This window comes from Streptomyces sp. NBC_01304 (genome assembly GCF_035975855.1).
Lineage (GTDB): Bacteria > Actinomycetota > Actinomycetes > Streptomycetales > Streptomycetaceae > Streptomyces.
This window is the reverse complement of the sequence record NZ_CP109055.1, coordinates 8,076,521-8,094,752: the sequence shown is the minus strand read 5'-3', so window position 1 is coordinate 8,094,752 and position 18,232 is coordinate 8,076,521. Positions and strand designations below refer to the sequence as shown.

Here is an 18,232-nt window from a genome sequence, read left to right as displayed (position 1 = left end):
ACGTAGCCGGATCAAGCGGCATTGAGCACGGAGGGTGAACCATGGACGGGCGCAAGGAACGCGGCCTGCGCAGCCGCAGGCTGCTCGTCGAGGCCGCCCTGCGGGTCGTGGCCCAAGACGGCGTGGGCGGGGTGACGCACCGGGCGGTCGCCAAGGAGGCGGGACTGCCGCCGGCCTCGGGGACGTACCACTTCAAGAGCATCGACGACCTGCTGGTGGCCGCGCTGACCAGCTCCGCCGAGGAGTACGCGGAGCAGTTGCGCGGCGAGCTCGACGGCGCCGACAGCACCGCGGACGTGGCCCGGCGGATGCTGCGCGACCTGTATGAGGACCGGGCGCACACGATCGCCTGCTACGAGCTGACGCTGCTTGCCGCCCGCCGTCCCGCGCTGCGGCCGGCCGCCCGGAAGTGGACCGATCTGATCGCGTCCGTGGGGGCCGGCCTGACCGGCGACCCGCTCGCCGTGAAGTCCTTCACCGCCGCGACCGACGGTTTGCTGTTGCACGCACTGATAGCCGACGAGCCGCCGTCCGAGGGCGAGTTGACCGACGTACTGAACCACGTACTGCACAAGAACAAGGCGCACGGGAACGACGAGGCGCACGAGGCGCACGAGAACAACGAAGCGCACAAGAGCAAGGCAAGGAAGACATGACCACCGCACCCACCACCACGACCTCCGTCGATCCGACGGTGCACGCCAACCGCTGGCGCATCCTGGGGGTGCTCGGCCTCAGCCTCCTGATGGTCGTCATGGACGCGACCATCCTGCACACCGCCATGTCGAAGATCATCGAGGATCTCGGGCCGTCGTCGATCCAGCAGCTGTGGATCGTGAACGCCTATGCGCTGGTGATCTCCGGCCTGCTCATCACGATGGGCGCGCTCGGCGACCGCACGGGCCGCAAGCGGCTGTTCAACCTGGGACTGCTGGTCTTCGCCGCCGCCTCGGTCCTCGCGGTGCTCTTCCCGACCCCGGTGATGCTGGTGGTCAGCCGAGCGCTGCTCGGGGTCGGCGGGGCGATGATCCTGCCGTCCACCCTGTCGATCCTGCGCGGTGCCTTCGCCGACGCCAAGGAACGTACGACGGCGATCGTCGTGTGGGGCACCATGGCCGCCGCGGGCGGCGCCATCGGGCCGGTCGTGGGCGGTGCGCTGGTGCAGGCCTTCGGGTGGCGGTCGGCGTTCCTGGTGAACGTGCCGGTCGCGCTGGCCGCGCTGGTCCTTTCGCTGAAGCTGCTGCCCGAGTCGTCGACGCCGTCCGCCACGCGCCTGGACTGGCCGAGCGTGGCGATCTCCTTCCTGGGGATGGCGGCGTTCGTGCAGGGCATCAAGATGATCGGCAAGGAGGGTCTGTTCGAGCTGCAGTCCGGCGGTCTGCTGGTCCTCGGGCTCGTCATGATGGCGTACTTCGTACGGCGCCAACTCGGGCTCCCCGACCCGTTGATGGACGTCGGCCTGTTCCGGATCAGGTCGTTCTCGGCGGCGCTGGTCGCGTATCTCCTCGTCACCGTGGTGCTCGGTGCGCTGCTCTATCTGGGGTCGCAGTGGTTCCAGATCGTGCGGGGCATGTCGCCGCTGTCGGCGGGCCTGCGGCTGATGCCGCTCGGGGCCGCGATGCTGCTGATGGGCTTCGTGACGCCGAAGATCCTTCAACGGCTGTACGCCCGTACGGCGGTGGCCCTCGGCCTGCTGCTGCTCGGCGGTTCGCTGTTCGTTCCGGCCCTGCCCGGCGATGAACTGACCCTGGTCGGGATCTCGTTCGCGGTGGCGGGCGTCGGCTGCGCGCTGGTGATGGCCACCGCCGTCGCCGTGATCATGTCGGCGGCACCGCCGGAGCGGGCCGGGCGGGCCGCGGCGATCCAGGAGACCGCCCTGGAGCTCGGCAACGTACTGGGCATCTCGATCATCGGCAGTGTCGTCGCCGCGCTCTACGGCAGTTGGCTGCAGGCCCCCGCAGGGACGCCGGCCGCCTCCCTGGAGCAGGCGCGCGGCTCGATCGGCGAGGGCGCGAAGGCCGCGCGGGAGCTGCCGGCGGAGGTCGGCGAGCCGCTGGCACAGGCCGCCAACTCGGCTTTCACCAGGGCCTTCGACGTGTCGATGACCGTCACGGGCGGGGTCCTCGTCGCGGCGGCGGTGGCGGTGTATCTGCTGATCCCCCGGTTCAAGGCGTCGGCGGACGCCGCGCACTGAGGGGACGTACCGCGAAGGGAACGGCGGGTGGCCCCGGATCCCGAGGGAAATCGATTCCCTTGGAATTCCGGGGCCACCCGCCTCTTGCCGTACGGGACTTGACGCCTCCGGCGCTCACTCCTCGTACGCCGCGATCGCCTTCTTCGGCAGCGCCAGGCAGAGCACCGCGCAGAGCCCGAAGCCCGCCGCCACCCACGGCATGGCCGTGGTCAGCGCGTGGGTCAGACCGTCCGAGGCGTGCCCGAAGAAGATCGTGCCGATGATCGCGGCGCCGAGCGCACCGCCGAACTGCTGGGCCGTGGAGAAGATCCCGGAGGCGCCGCCCGCGATGTCACCGGGCACGGCGGACAGGACGACGTTGACCAGGGGCACCACCAGGAAGCCGAGCCCGGCACCCGCGACGAGCAGCCCCGGCACCAGCGGCCAGGCCCCGGTGTGCGCCTCGGTCGAGGCGGCCACGGCCTGCCAGACCCAGGCGAAGCCGCCCGCCATCAGCAGCGAGCCCGCGACCAGGACCAGGCGCCCGAACTTCACTGCGAGCGGATCGGCGACCGGCGCCGTCAGGAAGCCGCCCACCGAGAAGGCCACGGTCAGCACACCGGCCTGCATCGGCGTGTAGCCCTCACTGCCCTGCAGCCAGATCGTGAAGACCAGGAAGAAGCCCTGCATGCCTACGGAGAACAGGAGTTGGACCAGTACGCCGAGGGAGAAGGCCGGCAGCTTGAAGGCCCGCGCCGGCAGCAGCGGCACCGTCGCCCCGGAACGCTTGCGCCCCTCGACCACGCCGAGCCCGACGAGCGCGAGGACACCGGCGGCCAGACAGACCCAGCCCCACAGCGGCCAGCCGTTGGACTGCCCCTGCACCAGCGGCAGCACGATCGCGACCAGCGACCCGGCCAGGACCAGGCTGCCGAGGACGTCGGGGCGTCCGGCGGAGCGTTCCTTGGTGGACGGCACGAGGATCAGGCCCGCGATGAAGGTGGCGATCGCGACGGGAACGTTCACCAGGAACACCGAGCGCCAGCCCCACCCGAACAGATCCGCGTCGGTGAGCACGCCCCCGAGCAGCAGCCCCACCGCGGAGGCGAACCCGGCGACGGCTCCGTACATCCCGAAGGCCGCACCGCGCTCCTTGCCCTGGAACAGCGTCCGGAACGAGCCGATCACCTGCGGCATCAGCAGCGCGGCCATCACACCCTGGACGGCCCTCGCGGTCACCAACTGCCCCGGGGACTGGGCGATTCCGCAGGCCAGACTGGCGAGGCCGAAGCCCGCGGTACCGGCGAGGAACAGGACCTTGCGGCCGTAGCGGTCCCCCAGGTGCCCGGAGATGATCAGCGTCGCGCCGAAGCCCAGCAGGTACGCCGAGACCAGCCACTGCAGGGCGCCCTCAGAGGCATGCAGATCGCGGCCTATGGACGGGATGGCGACGTTGACGATCGTGACGTCGAGCAGGTCCATGAGCGCGGCGATCATCATGACCACGGCGGCGGCCCAGCGGCGCGGGTGCGGGGGTGCGGCCGCTGCGGGTGGGGCAAGGGTGGTGGACATTTCCGGCTCCTGAGGATGTCGGACGAGGGGCGTCAGATTTATTTCGTTCGGACTAACGAAAGAGTTGCACGCGGCTCGGCATGATCGCAACTCTTTCGTTCGGGCGAACGAAGTTTTTGCTACGGTGACCCCATGAGCCGCGACCGGAGCAAGATCATCGAGGAGCTGAACGAGGCGGGCCGCGAGAGCAGCGCGGTCACCGTGATGTTCCACAGCGCCCTCGCCGCCAAGCAGGGCCTGAGCGCCACCGAGACCAAGACCCTCGACCTCCTGCAGCGCGACGGCCCGCTCACCGCGAAGGAGCTCGCCGAACGCACCGGGCTCGCGCCCGCCTCCGTGACGGGCCTGGTCGACCGGCTCTCGGAGAAGGGCTTCGTGCGCAGGGTCAAGCACCCGACGGACAGGCGCCGGGTGCTGGTGGAGTTCCGGCCCGAGAAGGTGGCCGATCTGGCGGAGCTCTTCGACGACTGGCTGGGTGAAGTCCTCGAGCACTACGAGGAGTTCAGCGCCGCCGAGCTGGAGACCGTGCTCCGCTTCATGCGCGGCGCGACCGAGCGGCAGCGCAGGGCTTCCGCCCGTCTCTCCCGCTGACGGACAACGTGGGGCCGCCGCCCGTCTCTCCCGCTGCGGACAACATGGGGCCGCCGCCCGTCTCTCCCGCTGACGGACGGCGGCCGTGTGCCCCCGCACACCTACTTGTCGGCTCACGCGCCTAGTTGTCGGCTCACACGCCCAGTTGTCGGCTCAGTCGCACAACCTCCAGTCGTAGACGACCCGGTACTTGCCGCCGAAGCCTCCGTACTCCAGCGTCCGTGGCCCGCTGACCGGGCTTTCGCCGCCCCAGCGGGCCGTCGGGGAGGGCAGGGTGGCGCGGACCGTGACGGGCTTGAACACCTCGTCGCCCCACCGGTCCGCGAGGTAGTCGAAGACGCGGTTCACGGCGGCGCCCACGGCGATCCCGATCAGCACCCCGACCGGCCCGCCGAGCGGCAACGCCTCGCCGGTCGCGCTCCGCAGCGCCTCGACGAGCCTCGCCCGCACCGCGTCGAGCAGCCTGTTCAAGTAGTCCGCGAATCCGGCCCAGTCGGCCTCCGCGAGCACCACCGTCACGAAGTACGACCGGGGAAAGCAGGCCGTGGCGTCGGTCAGGCTGAACCGGTGGAACTGCCGGGGCGGCACATAGGTGAGCACGTCCCCGGCGTGGAAGCCGTGCACCTTGAACCGGGCGATCCGGTACGTGTCCCCGTGCTCGTCGCTGCCGGTGCCGCCCAGGTGGATGTCGTCCCTGCCCCACTCGCCGGTGGTGTCCACGGCCTCGACCCGGTGGATCCGCAACTCCAGCCTGCGCGGCCGCCCCTCGGATGCGGCCGGGGCCCCGTTCTTTGCCGCCGGGGCCGCGTCCTTTGCCGCCGGGGCCGCCTCGTACACCTCAGGCAGCAGCGACGTGGGCACCTTGCTCAGTTCCGCGGCGGGGAACCTGAGCCGGGCAGGCCAGGGCAGCCGGCTCAGCTGGGCGCCGACCGGTGCCGGGGAGCGCAGGTCGACCTTGCGCAGGTCACCGAGCCGCTCGGCGCGTACCGTCGTGGTCCGCAGATCGGCGGACAGGCGGTCCGCGGCCTGCTTCCGCAAGACGTCCGAGAGCCTCGCGAACCGCTGCGCGAGCAACTGCTCGGTGGAGGCCCGGTCAGCGGGCATCGGGTAGCGGGCGGGTGACATGTGGTGGGCCGCGACCTTGTCGGCGGCCAGCTGGAACTCCCGGACCACGCGATCGGTCACGGCCTCGACTTTGGCGTGCGGAATGTCGGTGACGACGGAGTCGAGCACGCCCCGGTTCTCTGGCGCGCTCCGGTTTTCTGGCGCGCTCCAGCTTTCTGGCACGCCCCGGCTTCCTGACGCGCCCCTGTTGTCGAGCACGCTCCGCTTGTCGAGCACGTCCTTGTTCTCGTCCATTGCGGCTGCATCCCCCGTGGTTGCCTGGTGCCTTCGGACGCGAACGACGTTACGAAACAACCCAGTTCGGCACCCCGGGTCCCGGCCCCGGGGAATCCCTAGGGTTCGGGCTCGGCCCGGGGCTCCAGGCGTGCCGCGAGGCGGGTGCGGGAGTCGATGCCGAACTTCGTGTAGATCCGGCCCAGGTGGTACTCGACGGTCTTGACGCTGATCACCAGCTCGCGGGCGACCTGCCGGTTGGTGAGCCCCGCCACCACCAGGCGGGCGACCGCGAGCTCCTGCGCGGTCAGCAGTGCGGCATCCCGTGGGCGGCGCTCGCCCGGCTCCAGGCCGCAGGCCGCCAACTCCCGCCCGCAGCGCTCCAGATCGGGGCCCGCGTCCAGGCGCAGAAGCAGCTCCCGCGCCCGGCGCAGCTCGTCGCCCGCCTTGCCGCGCTTGCCGGAGCGGCGCAGGAACTGGCCGTACGCGAGGTGCAGCAGGGCCCTGTCGAAGGGGGCGTCGGTCTTCGCGGCGTGCCGGGCCGCCGAGCGGAAGGCGCGTTCGGCGGCGCCCTGGTCGCCGCGCGCGGCCTCCAGGATGCCGCGGCTGCGGCCGGCGAGGAGCAGGGCGCCGTGATGGCCGCTCTGGGCTGCACGTACTTCATACGGTGCGAGGACCTCGCCCGCCCGCTGGTGCTCGCCGGTCGCGGTCCAGGCGTCGGCGAGGAGCCAGGTCCAGGGCAGGCCGCCGGGTACCTCCAGGTCGCCGCGGCCGGTCAGCCCGGGCAGCGGGTCGAGGGCCAGGACGACGCCCTCCGCGTCGCCGCGGGCGCGGGCGAGATGGGCGGCGGCGAGGGCCGCCCAGAGGGTGGGGCTGAGGTGGCCGAAGCGCGCGTACTCGGCGAGGACGTGACTGTGCGCCTGGGCCTTGGCGAAGTCGCCGCGGGCGGCGTGCAGGAGGGCGGACAGCATCCGGCAGTACAGGGCGACGTGCGGCTGGTCGGTGTCGGCGGCGAGGGACAGCGCGAAGTCGGCGTGGACGCTCGCGTCGTCCCAGTGCCCGGCCCGGTACTCGGCGGAGGCGAGGCCGGTCGCGGCGACCACGCGGAAGGAGGCGGCGCGGGCGTGGCAGTGCGCGAAGACCCCGGTCAAGTCCCGGACCGCGCCGGTCGCATCGCCCGCGAACTCGCGCAGCGTGCCGCGGCCGAGCAGCTCCTCCAGCTGGGCCGGGTCCGCCACGGCGGGGTCGGGCAGCGGGCCACGGGCGGCGAGCTCGGCGAGCGCCTGCGGGGCCTCGCCGTTCATCGCGCGGCCGGTCAGCGCCAGGTAGCGGATCATGTCGGTGGCGGTGTCGTCGGGCGCGAGCCGCAGCGCGAGCTGCGCCCACTCGGCCATCTCGGCGCCGCGCGTCATGCTTCCGTACAGCGCGGCGAACTGCCCGGCGATCCGGGCCCCGAGCAGCGGCTCCGCGTCCGGGTCGCACCGGTGCCAGGCATCGGTGAGCAGCGCCTCGGCCCGGTCCAGGTCGAACAGGCTGAGCCGCCCGAGCAGATAGCTGCGCCAGCCGCTCGGCGCGAACGAGGCGATCTCCTGGGCGACTTCACCGACGTCCGGCACCTCACCGGCGAGCACCCCGCACTCGACCGCTTCGAGCCGGTTCTGCTCGTACGTTTGTGGGGTCGCGCTCAGCCGGGCGGCCGCGGCCAGCCGCCCCGAGGCGTTTGCCCAGGCTCCCCGCACCGCGAACTGCCGCCCCAGCGCGGTCAGTTCGGTGGCGAGCCGCGCATCGGGTCCGCTCGCGGCGAGCGCCAGATGCCGCAGCCGGTGCTCCGCGTCGCCGGCGAGGGCGGCGGCCCGGCGGTGCAGGGCCGCTCTGCGGGCGGGGCCCAGCTGGTGGTAGACGGCGGCGTGCACGAGGGGGTGCGGGAAGCGGATGAGCGGGTCGCCGGGGCCTTCGGCGAGCAGACCGAGCCGCACGGCCTGGTCGAGCGCGGCAACGGCCCCGCCCGGCACCACCCCTGCCTCGACGGCCTCGCCCGGCGCCGCCCCTGCCTCGACCACCTCACTCGCCTCCGCCCCGGACGCGACGGCGAACGCCTCGTCCAGCGTGCAGTGCATCCCGAGCACGCCGGCCGCACAGACCAGCTCCGCCGCCTCGGGGCCGCAGGCGGCAAGGCGGCCCAGGACGAGCGCGGTGAACGACTTCGGGGCCGGCGGCGCGACATCGCTCCGCTCCAGCGCGTCGAGGAGAGTGGGGCCCTCCTGCTCCAGCAGGGCCTGGACGTGCAAGGGGTTGCCGGAGGTGTGCCCGCGCAGCCGGGTCGCGGCCCGGGTGGTGAGCTTGCCGGTGCCCAACTCTCCGCTCAGCAGCCGGAGTTCGGCCGCGTCCAGACCTTCGAGCCGGACCCTGATCGCCGGATCCGCGGTGAACATCCGGCGCAGCCCCTCGGGAAGCCGGACATCGGCGGCGTCACGTACGACGACGATCGTGAGGACCTTGTCGGCGCGGAGTCTGCGCAGGGCGAAGGTGAGCGCCTGGAGCGAGGGGTGGTCGGCCCACTGGGCGTCGTCCACGACGAGGGCGACGGGGGTCTCGCCGCCCTGCGCCTCGTCCAGGACCTCGATCAGGGCCGCGCCCGCGGCGGGCGGGTCGGGCCAGCCGCCCCCGCGCGGGCAGAGCTGCTCCAGCACGCCGAAGGCGAGGCCGGACTCGGTCTCCTCACCCTCGGCCTGCAGCAGCTTGGGGGTGTGCCGGAGGAACTGGCGGACCAAGGCGGACTTGCCGATGCCCGGCGGGCCTTCGACGAGAACGCGCTGGGGCTGGCCGCCCTTCGCCCGGTCCCATGCGGCATTCATTCGCGCAAGGCTGTCTTCGCGTCCCACGAACAGTGCGTCCATGGTGGCCCCACCTCCGCCCGGAAAGACTCTCCCCCACCCCGCCCCTTCCCGAAAGTCCTCAAACGCCGGACGGGCTGACAAATCAGGGCTCGGCAGATCAGCCCGTCCGGCGTTTGAGGACATCAGTGACCGTCGCGGACGACATGCCGCACCCGCCCCGAAGCCGACGGCAGTCTTACGGGAAGGGGCGGGGTGGGGAAGAAGGAACCGGTCACTTCCCGACCCGCACCAGCCCCAACTCATAGGCCACAATCACGGCCTGAGCCCGATCCCGCAGCTCCAGCTTGGCGAACAGCCGATTGATGTGGGTCTTCACGGTGTGATCCGTGATGGTGAGCCGCCCCGCGATCTCCGCATTGGACAACCCCCGCGCGATCAACGTCAGCACCTCCGCCTCACGAGCCGTGAGCTCCCCCACCGAGTGCGCCGGCAGCCGCGAGGCACGCGTGCTCACGAACTCCCCGATCAGCCGCTTCGTGATCTCGGGCGAGAGCAGCGCGTTCCCGCCCGCCACCACCCGTACCGCATGCAGGAGTTCGGGAAAGGTCGCGTCCTTGAGCAGAAATCCCCCTGCCCCCGCCGCGAGCGCGTCGTACACGTATTCGTCCAGCCCGAAGGTCGTCAGCATCAGCACCTTCGTCGCCCCACCGGACGCCGCCAGGATCTCGCGGGCCGCCTCGATGCCGTTCTTGTGCGGCATCCGGATGTCGAGGAGCGCGAGGTCGGGCCGGGTCTCGGCGGCGATGCGTACGGCCTGCACCCCGTCCTCGGCCTCGCCGACGACGTCGATGTCCTCCTGCGTGTTGAGCAGGTTCACGAAGCCGGTACGGACGACCGCCTGGTCGTCGGCGACCAATGCCCTGATCACACGCAACTCCTTGTCCACGAGGGTCACCCGGACCCCCAGGGGAGCTCCGCCTCCACCAGGAATCCGCCTTCCGGGCCCGAGCCCGCACTGAGCCGTCCCCCGACCAGGGCCGCCCGCTCCCGCATCCCGGTCAGCCCGTGCCCCACACCGGGGCCGGAGCCCGCACTCGTACCCGGTCCCGGACCGTCGTCGCGGATGCGCAGCGTGAGCAGCCGGTCGGCGGCGGCACCGTAGTCGATCTCCACCACCGTACGGGCGCCGGGCGCGTGCTTGCGCGCATTGGTCAGCGCCTCCTGGGTGATCCGGTACGCGGACAGCTCCCACGCGGCGGGCAGCGCCACCCGCTCCCCGGTGATCTTCAACTCGGCCGTGCCGCCCACCGCCCGGTGCTGCTCGACCAGTTCGGGGAGGTGGTCGAGCGTCGGCTGCGGTGCGGTGAGCGCGGTGTCTCCCTGAGAGGTGCGCAGGACGCCGAGGAGGCGGCGCAGTTCGGCCATCGAGGAGCGGGCGGTGGCGGCGATCTGCTGGAAGCCGTCGCGGGCCTCGGGGGTGAGTCCGGGGGTGGTGTACGTGGCGCTCTCGGCCTGCACAGCGATCATCGACACCGAGTGCGAGACGATGTCGTGCAGCTCACGGGCGATGGCGGCCCGCTCGGCCTCGGCGGCCTGCTGCCGCTCCATGGCGATCAACTGGGCCTGGGCCAGGTTCCGTTCGTTGCGGGACTCCTCCCGGGAACGTACCGCGTCACCCATCATGACGGCGCCGAAGATGACCACGGTCAGCAGGAACGCCTCGGCGAACAGGCTGAGCGATCCCTTCTCCCAGAGCGCGGGCACCGGCAGCTCCATCCGCGACCAGGTGTTGATGTGCACCAGGTTCACGCACAGCGCGCCGAGCGCGAAGCCCGCGACGGTCACCACCGGGTGCAGTACCCGGTTCCGGCCGAGGGTGTAGCAGCCGATCAGCCCGCTCGCCATGATCGAGACGTACAGGTTGACGTCCCCGGCGAACCCGAGGAGCCCGGCGGCGACCGTGAGCACCGCGACGGGCGGGAACGACCGCCGCCACATCAGCGAGGCCGAGGACACCAGCACCCCGACCGTCGTCGTCACGGACCCCGGAAAGGCGATCAGCTCCGCCACGGCTCCGGCGGTCAGGGCACCGCCGGTGACCCAGGGGTAGGCGGGCGCGGCGATCCAGGCACGGAACCGCTGCTGAAGGGACGTACTCATGCGTCCATGGTCCGTCCTGGAACGGGCCCGCGCGTCACCGCACGGGTTGAGCCTCGCGCCGGATGTCATGCCACGGGTTGAGTCCCAGGTGCGGAGCCTCGGTTGACGCCTTGTGACCTGCGGGTTTCTAGCGTCGATGGACATGAGGAAAAGCCTTCAGGAGCACCTTGGGAAGCACTTCGAGAGGTACGCCGAGCGACCCGTCGAGCGGTATGCGTGGGCGGGCTGCGCGCTCGTCGCCCTGACCCTCGCGACGGTGTCGGACCTCGGGCCGCACCGGGTGTGGGGGCTGGTGGCGGGCGCGGGATACGCGGCCGCGGCACTCGCCGCCTGGAGGGCGGGACCCCGCCCCGGCAGCCGCACGGTGTCCGGACCCGCCGCCGCCACGGTCGCGCTCGTCGGAGCCGTCGTGCTGCCGCTCGTCGGTCTCGTCGTGGCCGGGCTCGGCCAGCTGGAGGTCACGGTCGTCGAGCGGTCGGGCCGACTGCTGCTCACGACCGGGAGTCCGTACGTCGCCGACCCTGCGGCAGTCGCCGACTACAACCCCTACCTCCCCGGCATGGCGCTCTTCGGCATGCTGCCCGGGGACCCCCGCTGGTGGCTGGGCGGCGCCTTCGCCCTGGCCCTCGCGGCGGCCGGCCTGCACCGGACCTGGCTGCTCGCCTGCCCGTTGGTCGCGCTGCCCCTGGCGGTGGGCGGGATCGACCTTCCGGTGGTCGGCCTGATGTGCCTGGGCGTCGTACTTGCCGGGCAGGGGCGGCCGGGCCGGGCGGGCCTGGTGCTCGGCGCCGCCGCCGCGCTCAAGTGGACGGCCTGGCCCGCGCTTCCGGTCGCGCTGGCGCTCATAGCCGTACGCCACGGGGGTCGGCCGGCACTGCGCCAAGCGGCCGTGGCCCTGTCCACCGCGACGGCGGCGGTCCTGCCCTTCGCCCTCGCCGACCCGTCCGGCTTCTACCAGAACGTCATCGCCTTCCCCCTCGGCCTCACCGACATCACCTCACCAGCCGCGAGCCCGCTGCCCGGCCGTCTGCTCGCGACGTACGTCCCCGGCGGCACGGTGATCGCGCTCGCGCTCCTCGCGGTGGTCGCACTGCTGATCGCGCTGTCGCTGGTGGTGCGGCCCCCGGGGACGGCACAGGCGGCTGCGGCCAGGCTGGCGCTCGGCCTCGGCCTGGCGATGGCCCTGATGCCGGCGACCCGCTTCGGCTACCTGGTCTACCCGCTGGTGCTCGGCGCACTGGCGTACCGGACACCGCACCACCCCAGCACCGCCGCAACCCCTGCCAGGGAGAAGGCCCTCACATGACGGACAACGCCAGCAGTCGCAGTCGCACTCGCACTCGCACTCGCACTTTGATCGTCACCAACGACTTCCCTCCCCGGCAGGGCGGCATCGAGACCTTCGTCCGTGAACTGGCCGACCGTTTCCCGCCCGACGAGGTGGTCGTCCTCACCTCGAACCCCGCCGCGCCGGCCCCCGACGAACCCTTCCCGTACCCGGTGATCCGCCACGACGCGCGCACCCTCCTGCCCACCCCTCGGGCCACCGCACACGCCGCGTCCGTGGCCCGCCGGTACGGCTGCGACCGCGTGTGGTTCGGAGCTGCGGCCCCGCTGGCCCTGATGACGAGCAGGCTGCGCCGCACGACGGGCATCCGTACCGCCGTGGCCACCACGCACGGCCACGAGGTGTGGTGGGCCCGCACCCCCGGCGCCCGGGGCCTGCTGCGCCGGATCGGCACCGAGGTGGACGCCCTGACCTGGCTGGGCGCGAGCACGCGCGCACCGATCGAGGCGGCACTCAAGCCTGGGACCCGGACCGCACGCCTGGTCCCCGGCGTGGACACCACGGCCTTCCACCCCCACGTGGACGGCAGCCGGGTGCGGGCCCGCTACGGCCTGGGCCGCCGCCCGGTGATCCTGTGCGCGGCCCGGCTGGTCCCGCGCAAGGGCCAGGACACGCTGATCAGGGCCCTGCCCTGGATCCGCCGGGCGGTCCCCGACGCCATGCTCCTCCTGGTCGGCGACGGCCCGTACGCCCCCGAACTCCGCCAACTGGCCCTCGCCGAAGGCGTCTTGGACTCGGTCGTCTTCGCAGGCGGCCGCCCCCACCCCGCCCTCCCCGCCTTCTACGCCGCCGCCGACGCCTTCGCGATGCCCTGCCGGACTCGCAGACGCGGCCTGGAGGTGGAGGGCCTGGGCATCGTCTACCTGGAGGCCGCCGCCGCCGGCCTCCCGACCCTGGCAGGCGACTCGGGCGGCGCCCCCGACGCCGTACGCGACGGCGAGACCGGCCACGTCATCGACGGCCACTCGGTCGCCGCGACGGCAGACCGCCTGACCAGACTCCTCCGCAACCCCCAACTGGCCCACGAGATGGGCAAGAAGGGCCGCGACTGGGTCAGCGCGGAGTGGACCTGGAACCACTCGTACGCGACGCTGGCGGGTCTGCTGGGCCGGGGCTTCAGCCCGACGCGTGCGGCGATTTAGCTCCCGGGTAGGGGCAACTGCTCAACTGCCTGATTGCGTGGCTGGTGGGGGTGGGTGGTTGCGCGGACCTCCGTCTCTTTCGTCGCTGGCTGCGGGTGCTCGGTTGGCTGGCTTTCCCCAACTGATGTCAGTACGGGGCCCAGGGGGGAAAGTCCCGGCAACGGAAGAGGTGGAGGCAGGGCAAAGACGAAAGACAAAGACCGCAGCGAGAGAAGGGGACGGAGGGGGTGGGCGGGGGCCCGGAGGGCGAGGGAAGGGCGCGGGCCCGGAGGGCGAGGGGAGGGGGTGGGCTGGGGCCCGGAGGGTGGGTTGGGGCTTGGTGGGGGAAAAGGGGCAACAGAACCAGTACAAAAGGGACGCTATTGCGCCCCATTTCCCCCACTAGGCCTCCAGAGCCTGCTCTCCGCCGCCTCGTGGCGGGAAAGGGGCTCGCCTAACGGGCAAACCGAGCACCTCGACGCCACTTTCCGCACGGCTAGCCCCAGCCTCCCGGTCCCGGGCTCACGTCTCCCCCCTCCCGAGCTCACACTCCCCACCCCGGGCCAGCACTCCCCCCGCCGGGCCCGCACTTCCCCGTCCCAAGCCCGCATCTCCTCCCGCCGGGCCCGCACCTCCCCGCCCCGAGCCCGCACTTCCCCTCCAGCCCCCTCCCCCCTCCGCCCCCTTCCCTCGCTGCGCTCTTTGTCTTTGCCCTGCCCCCACCTCTTCCATCACCGGCAGCCACCTCCCTGGGCCCCGTACTGACAGCAATTGGGGAAAGCCAGCCACCGAACACCCGCACTCCGCAACGAAACAGACGGAGGTCCGCGCAACCACCCACCCCCACCAGCCACGCAATCAGGCTTTTCGCTCCTACCCCCAGGTCAACCGCCGCCCACCGCAAGCCACCTGCCACAAGCACCTGCCACCTGCCACCAGCCGCCTGCCACCCACCGCAAACCACCCCGACACAGACCGTCCGCGCCCGCCGCCCACCCCTCCTACTGAGCCCCGTAAACCGCCCCCGGAACCTCCGCCGAAGCCAGCAGCTTCAACGCCGCCTCCCCCGCCTCCGCAGGGCTCCACCGAGCCCCCTTGTCCACCGTGGGCCCGGCCCGCCAGCCCTCCATGACCGTGATCCGCCCAGCCTCGACCTCGAAGACCCGCCCGGAGACCCCCGCAGAAGGCGCAGACCCCAGCCACACCACCAGCGGCGAGACGTCCTCAGGCAGCGCGGCCAGCCCCGCAAAGGTCTGCTCCGTCATCCGAGTCCGCGCGGCAGGCGCAATCGCGTTCACCTGCACCCCGTACCGCCCCATCTCGGCCGCCGCCACAAAGGTCAGCCCCAGAATCCCGGCCTTGGCGGCGCTGTAGTTACCCTGCCCCACCGACCCCAACAGCCCGGCTCCGGAACTGGTGTTGACCACACGAGCCACGACCTCCCGCCCCGCCTTGGACTCGGCCCGCCAATGGGCCGCCGCATGCTTGAGCGGCAGGAAATGCCCCTTCAGATGTACGCGCATGACCGCGTCCCAGTCGTCCTCATCGAGGTTGACGAGCATCCGGTCCCGGAGGAACCCCGCGTTGTTGACCAGGGTGTCGAGCCGCCCGAAGGAGTCGAGGGCGCACTCCACCAGGGACCGCGCACCCTCGCCGGTCGCGATGTCGCCCCCGTGGGCCACCGCCTCGCCCCCCGCCGCCCGGATCTCCTCGACGACCTGCGCGGCAGGACTGTCCGGCCCCGGCTGCCCGTCCAGCCCGACCCCCAGGTCGTTGACGACCACCTTCGCGCCCTCCGCGGCAAAGGCCAGGGCGTGCGCCCGCCCGAGCCCCCGACCGGCTCCGGTCACGATCGCCACGCGCCCCTCGCTGATTCCCGGCGTACTCGACATGCTCAATTCCCTTCCTCGACAAGCTTGTTGACATTGGCGGCGTCCAGGAACGCGGGCCGCTCCCCGCCCCCGTGCACCAGCAGACTCGCCCCGCTGATGTACGCGGCCCGCTCCGAGGCGAGGAAGACCGCGGCCTCCCCCACGTCCGACGGCTCCGCGAGCCGCCCGAGCGGCACGGTCCGGCCGACCGCCGCGATCCCGTCCTCGTCGCCGTAATGAAGGTGGGACAGCTCGGTCCGGACCATCCCGAGGGTCAGCGTGTTGACCCGGACCTCCGGCGCCCACTCCACCGCCATGGAACGGGCGAGGTTGTCCAGGCCCGCCTTCGCCGCGCCATAGGCGGCGCTCCCGGGCGAGGGCCGCTCACCACTCACGCTGCCGATCATCACCACGGAGCCGCGACTGCGCTTCAGCAGCGGGTACGCCGCCAGGGAAGCGGTCAGCGGCGCCACCAGGTTCAGTTCGAGCACGCGCGCGTGGCGTGCCGCACCTCCCTCGGCGAGCAGCCGGAAGGGCGTACCGCCCGCGTTGTTGACCAGCACGTCCAACCGCCCGTGCCGGGCCTCGACTTCGCCGAAGAACCCCTCGACAGCATCAGGGTCCCGCAGGTCAAGCGCGGCGAACTCGGCCTTCCTGCCGTCGACTTCGACGGCCTCGTCCGGCAGCCGGCGGGCACAGACGACGACGTGCGCGCCCGCCCGCAAGAAGGCCCGTGCGATCCCGGCGCCGACGCCACGGGTGCCGCCCGTGACGACCGCGACCCTCCCATCCATCTCCATTCGCTGCTACCTTCCCCACCTAACAAATGTTTGGTGGAAAGGTAGCTGATCCGCTCATGGGTGTCTCCACCTCCAGCCCGGACAAGGGCATCGCACTCGTCACCGTCGACTTCCCACCCGTCAACGCGCTGCCCGTACAAGGCTGGTACGACCTGGCCGACGCGCTCAGAAGTGCGGGCCGCGACCCCGAGACCCGAGTCGTCGTACTCGAAGCGGCCGGCCGGGGCTTCAACGCGGGCGTCGACATCAAGGAGATGCAGCGCGACACCGGCCACGCGGCGCTGATCGGCGCCAACCGGGGCTGCTACGAGGCGTTTTCGGCGGTCTACGAGTGCGAGGTCCCGGTCGTCGCGGCCGTGAACGGCTTCTGCCTGGGCGGCGGGATCGGGCTCGTCGGCAACGCGGACGTGATCGTGGCGAGCGAGGACGCGACCTTCGGGCTGCCCGAGCTGGACCGGGGCGCGCTCGGCGCCGCGACGCACCTCTCCCGCCTGGTCCCCCAGCACCTGATGCGCGCCCTGTACTACACCTCGCGCACCGCGACGGCGGCGGAACTGCACGCGCACGGATCGGTCTGGAAGGTGGTTCCGAGGGGCGAACTCCAGCTAGCAGCTCTGGAGTTGGCGCGCGAGATCGCTCAGAAGGACGGCTATCTGCTGCGCCTCGCGAAGGCCGCGATCAACGGCATCGACCCCGTCGACGTCCACCGCAGCTACCGCTTCGAGCAGGGCTTCACCTTCGAGGCGAACCTCAGCGGAGTCGCGGACCGCGTCCGGGACACCTTCGGAAAGGAGGCCTAGCCATGGCCGACAAGAGCATGACGGTCGAGGCGGTCATCGGCCGCCTGGAGAGCGGGATGACGCTCGGCATCGGCGGCTGGGGCTCACGCCGCAAGCCGATGGCCCTGGTGCGCGCACTGCTCCGCAGCGAGATCACCGATCTCACCGTCGTCTCGTACGGCGGCCCGGACGTGGGCCTGCTCGCCGCCGCCGGCAAGATCCGCAAGCTGGTCACCGCCTTCACCACGCTCGACTCGATCCCCCTGGAGCCGCACTACCGCGCGGCCCGCCAGCGCGGTGCGTTCGAGCTGATGGAGATCGACGAGGCGATGTTCATGTGGGGCCTGCACGCGGCTGCCAACCGGCTCCCGTTCCTGCCCGTACGCGCGGGCATCGGCTCAGACGTCATGCGGGTCAATCCCGACCTGCGTACCGTCACATCGCCCTACTCCGACGGCGAGGAGTTCGTCGCCGTCCCGGGCCTGCGCCTCGACGCTGCCTTCGTCCACCTCAACCGCGCCGACCGGCTCGGCGACGGCCAATACCTGGGCCCGGACCCGTACTTCGACGACCTCTTCTGCGAGGCCGCCGACGCCGCGTACGTCTCCTGCGAGCGCATCGTCGAGACCGGCGAGCTGACCAAGGACGCCGCACCGCAGACCCTCCTCGTCAAGCGCACGAGCGTCACCGGCGTCATCGAGACCCCGAACGGCGCCCACTTCACCTCCTGCGCCCCCGACTACGACCGCGACGAGGCCTTCCAGAAGCACTACGCGAGCACGCCGTACGCGGAGTTCGCCGAGCGCTTCCTGGCCGGCGACGAGAGCGCCTACCAGTCGGCGGTCGAGGCCTGGCACGTGGAGCAGCAGGAGCTGAAGGACCAGAAGGAGCAGCAGAAGTGACCACCACTCTCACCCTCACCCGCGCCGAGTACTGCGTGATCGCCTGTGCCGAGGCCTGGCGCGACAACGGCGAGGTCCTGGCGAGCCCCATGGGCCTGATCCCCGGCTTCGGCGCCCGCCTGGCCAAGCGCACCTTCTCGCCCGACCTGCTCCTGACGGACGGCGAGGCACTGATCGTCGACCTCGACGGGACGCCCGAGGGCTGGCTGCCGTACCGCCAGCACCTGACCATGGTCACCGGCGGCAAGCGGCACGTGATGATGGGCGCGAGCCAGATCGACCGGTTCGGCAACCAGAACATCTCCTGCATCGGCGACTGGCAGCAGCCCACCCGCCAGCTCCTCGGCGTGCGCGGCGCCCCCGTCAACACCCTCAACAACCCGACGAGTTACTGGATCCCGAAGCACTCGACCCGCGTCTTCCTCCCCAAGGTCGACATGGTGTGCGGCGTCGGCTACGACAACGCGGCCGCGGCGGGCCCGTCCGCGACCCGCTACCACCGCATCCCGCGAGTCGTCTCCAACCTGGGCGTCTTCGACTTCGCGACCCCCGACCACGCGATGCGCCTCGCCTCGCTGCACCCGGGCGTGACGGTCGAGCAGGTCCAGGAGGCCACCGGCTTCCCGCTCGTCGTCCCCGACGAGGTCCCGTACACCCGCGAACCCACCGCCCACGAGCTGGAGTTGATCCGTGAGGTGATCGACCCGAAGGGCCTGCGCAACCGCGAGGTGCCGGCGTAG

General features: G+C 71.9%; 15 protein-coding genes. 8 read left to right on the top strand and 7 right to left on the bottom strand.

Translation table 11 applies throughout. The features are described from left to right. The first annotated feature begins 41 nt into the window (after positions 1 to 41). Complete coding sequence (locus tag OG430_RS35950) at positions 42 to 656, top strand: TetR/AcrR family transcriptional regulator (protein ID WP_327356830.1); 615 nt, start codon at positions 42 to 44, stop codon at positions 654 to 656. Further along, a complete protein-coding gene (locus OG430_RS35945; RefSeq protein ID WP_327356829.1) occupies positions 653 to 2,194 on the top strand; it encodes an MFS transporter in 1,542 nt (513 codons plus the stop codon). Before OG430_RS35950 ends, OG430_RS35945 begins: the two co-directional genes overlap by 4 nt. Positions 2,195 to 2,308: 114 nt before the next feature. Here the strand turns inward: OG430_RS35945 and OG430_RS35940 are convergent, their stop codons facing one another. After that, complete coding sequence (locus OG430_RS35940; protein WP_327356828.1) at positions 2,309 to 3,745, bottom strand: MFS transporter; 1,437 nt, start codon at positions 3,743 to 3,745, stop codon at positions 2,309 to 2,311. Positions 3,746 to 3,877: 132 nt separating this feature from the next. Here OG430_RS35940 and OG430_RS35935 point away from each other — a divergent pair, with 132 nt between their 5' ends. Further along, positions 3,878 to 4,336 (top strand): MarR family winged helix-turn-helix transcriptional regulator, encoded by a 459-nt coding sequence (locus tag OG430_RS35935; RefSeq protein ID WP_327356827.1) that lies wholly within the window; start codon positions 3,878 to 3,880, stop codon positions 4,334 to 4,336. A 153-nt stretch (positions 4,337 to 4,489) separates the two neighbouring features. Here the strand turns inward: OG430_RS35935 and OG430_RS35930 are convergent, their stop codons facing one another. From OG430_RS35930 to OG430_RS35915, 4 genes are all read right to left on the bottom strand, one after another. Then, complete coding sequence (locus OG430_RS35930; protein ID WP_327356826.1) at positions 4,490 to 5,569, bottom strand: hypothetical protein; 1,080 nt, start codon at positions 5,567 to 5,569, stop codon at positions 4,490 to 4,492. 224 nt (positions 5,570 to 5,793) lie between these two features. Beyond that, complete coding sequence (locus OG430_RS35925; protein WP_327356825.1) at positions 5,794 to 8,571, bottom strand: helix-turn-helix transcriptional regulator; 2,778 nt, start codon at positions 8,569 to 8,571, stop codon at positions 5,794 to 5,796. A 211-nt stretch (positions 8,572 to 8,782) separates the two neighbouring features. After that, on the bottom strand, positions 8,783 to 9,439 hold the full coding sequence (locus tag OG430_RS35920; protein WP_327356824.1) for a response regulator transcription factor: 657 nt from the start codon (positions 9,437 to 9,439) through the stop codon (positions 8,783 to 8,785). Positions 9,440 to 9,462: 23 nt separating this feature from the next. Beyond that, a complete protein-coding gene (locus OG430_RS35915; protein ID WP_327356823.1) occupies positions 9,463 to 10,671 on the bottom strand; it encodes a sensor histidine kinase in 1,209 nt (402 codons plus the stop codon). 142 nt (positions 10,672 to 10,813) lie between these two features. On the opposite strand from OG430_RS35915, the gene OG430_RS35910 reads away from it, so the two are divergent. After that, positions 10,814 to 11,977, top strand: coding sequence for a glycosyltransferase 87 family protein (locus OG430_RS35910; protein ID WP_327356822.1), 1,164 nt, complete (start codon positions 10,814 to 10,816; stop codon positions 11,975 to 11,977). Beyond that, positions 11,974 to 13,161, top strand: coding sequence for a glycosyltransferase family 4 protein (locus OG430_RS35905; protein WP_327356821.1), 1,188 nt, complete (start codon positions 11,974 to 11,976; stop codon positions 13,159 to 13,161). The genes OG430_RS35910 and OG430_RS35905 overlap by 4 nt, the downstream gene beginning before the upstream one ends. Positions 13,162 to 14,141: 980 nt before the next feature. Here the strand turns inward: OG430_RS35905 and OG430_RS35900 are convergent. Continuing rightward, the gene (locus OG430_RS35900) at positions 14,142 to 15,032 is read right to left on the bottom strand and encodes an SDR family oxidoreductase (protein WP_327356820.1); all 891 of its coding nucleotides are present in this window, start codon (positions 15,030 to 15,032) and stop codon (positions 14,142 to 14,144) included. 2 nt (positions 15,033 to 15,034) lie between these two features. After that, a complete protein-coding gene (locus OG430_RS35895; RefSeq protein WP_327356819.1) occupies positions 15,035 to 15,811 on the bottom strand; it encodes an SDR family oxidoreductase in 777 nt (258 codons plus the stop codon). A 56-nt stretch (positions 15,812 to 15,867) separates the two neighbouring features. Here OG430_RS35895 and OG430_RS35890 point away from each other — a divergent pair, with 56 nt between their 5' ends. The 3 genes from OG430_RS35890 to OG430_RS35880 are packed head-to-tail and all read left to right on the top strand — an operon-like array spanning position 15,868 to position 18,232. After that, the gene (locus tag OG430_RS35890; protein ID WP_327356818.1) at positions 15,868 to 16,611 is read left to right on the top strand and encodes an enoyl-CoA hydratase family protein; all 744 of its coding nucleotides are present in this window, start codon (positions 15,868 to 15,870) and stop codon (positions 16,609 to 16,611) included. Between the two features lie 2 nt (positions 16,612 to 16,613). Then, the gene (locus OG430_RS35885; RefSeq protein WP_327356817.1) at positions 16,614 to 17,492 is read left to right on the top strand and encodes a CoA transferase subunit A; all 879 of its coding nucleotides are present in this window, start codon (positions 16,614 to 16,616) and stop codon (positions 17,490 to 17,492) included. Continuing rightward, entirely contained in the window at positions 17,489 to 18,232 is a 744-nt protein-coding gene (locus OG430_RS35880; protein ID WP_327356816.1) for a CoA-transferase subunit beta, read from the top strand. The genes OG430_RS35885 and OG430_RS35880 overlap by 4 nt, the downstream gene beginning before the upstream one ends.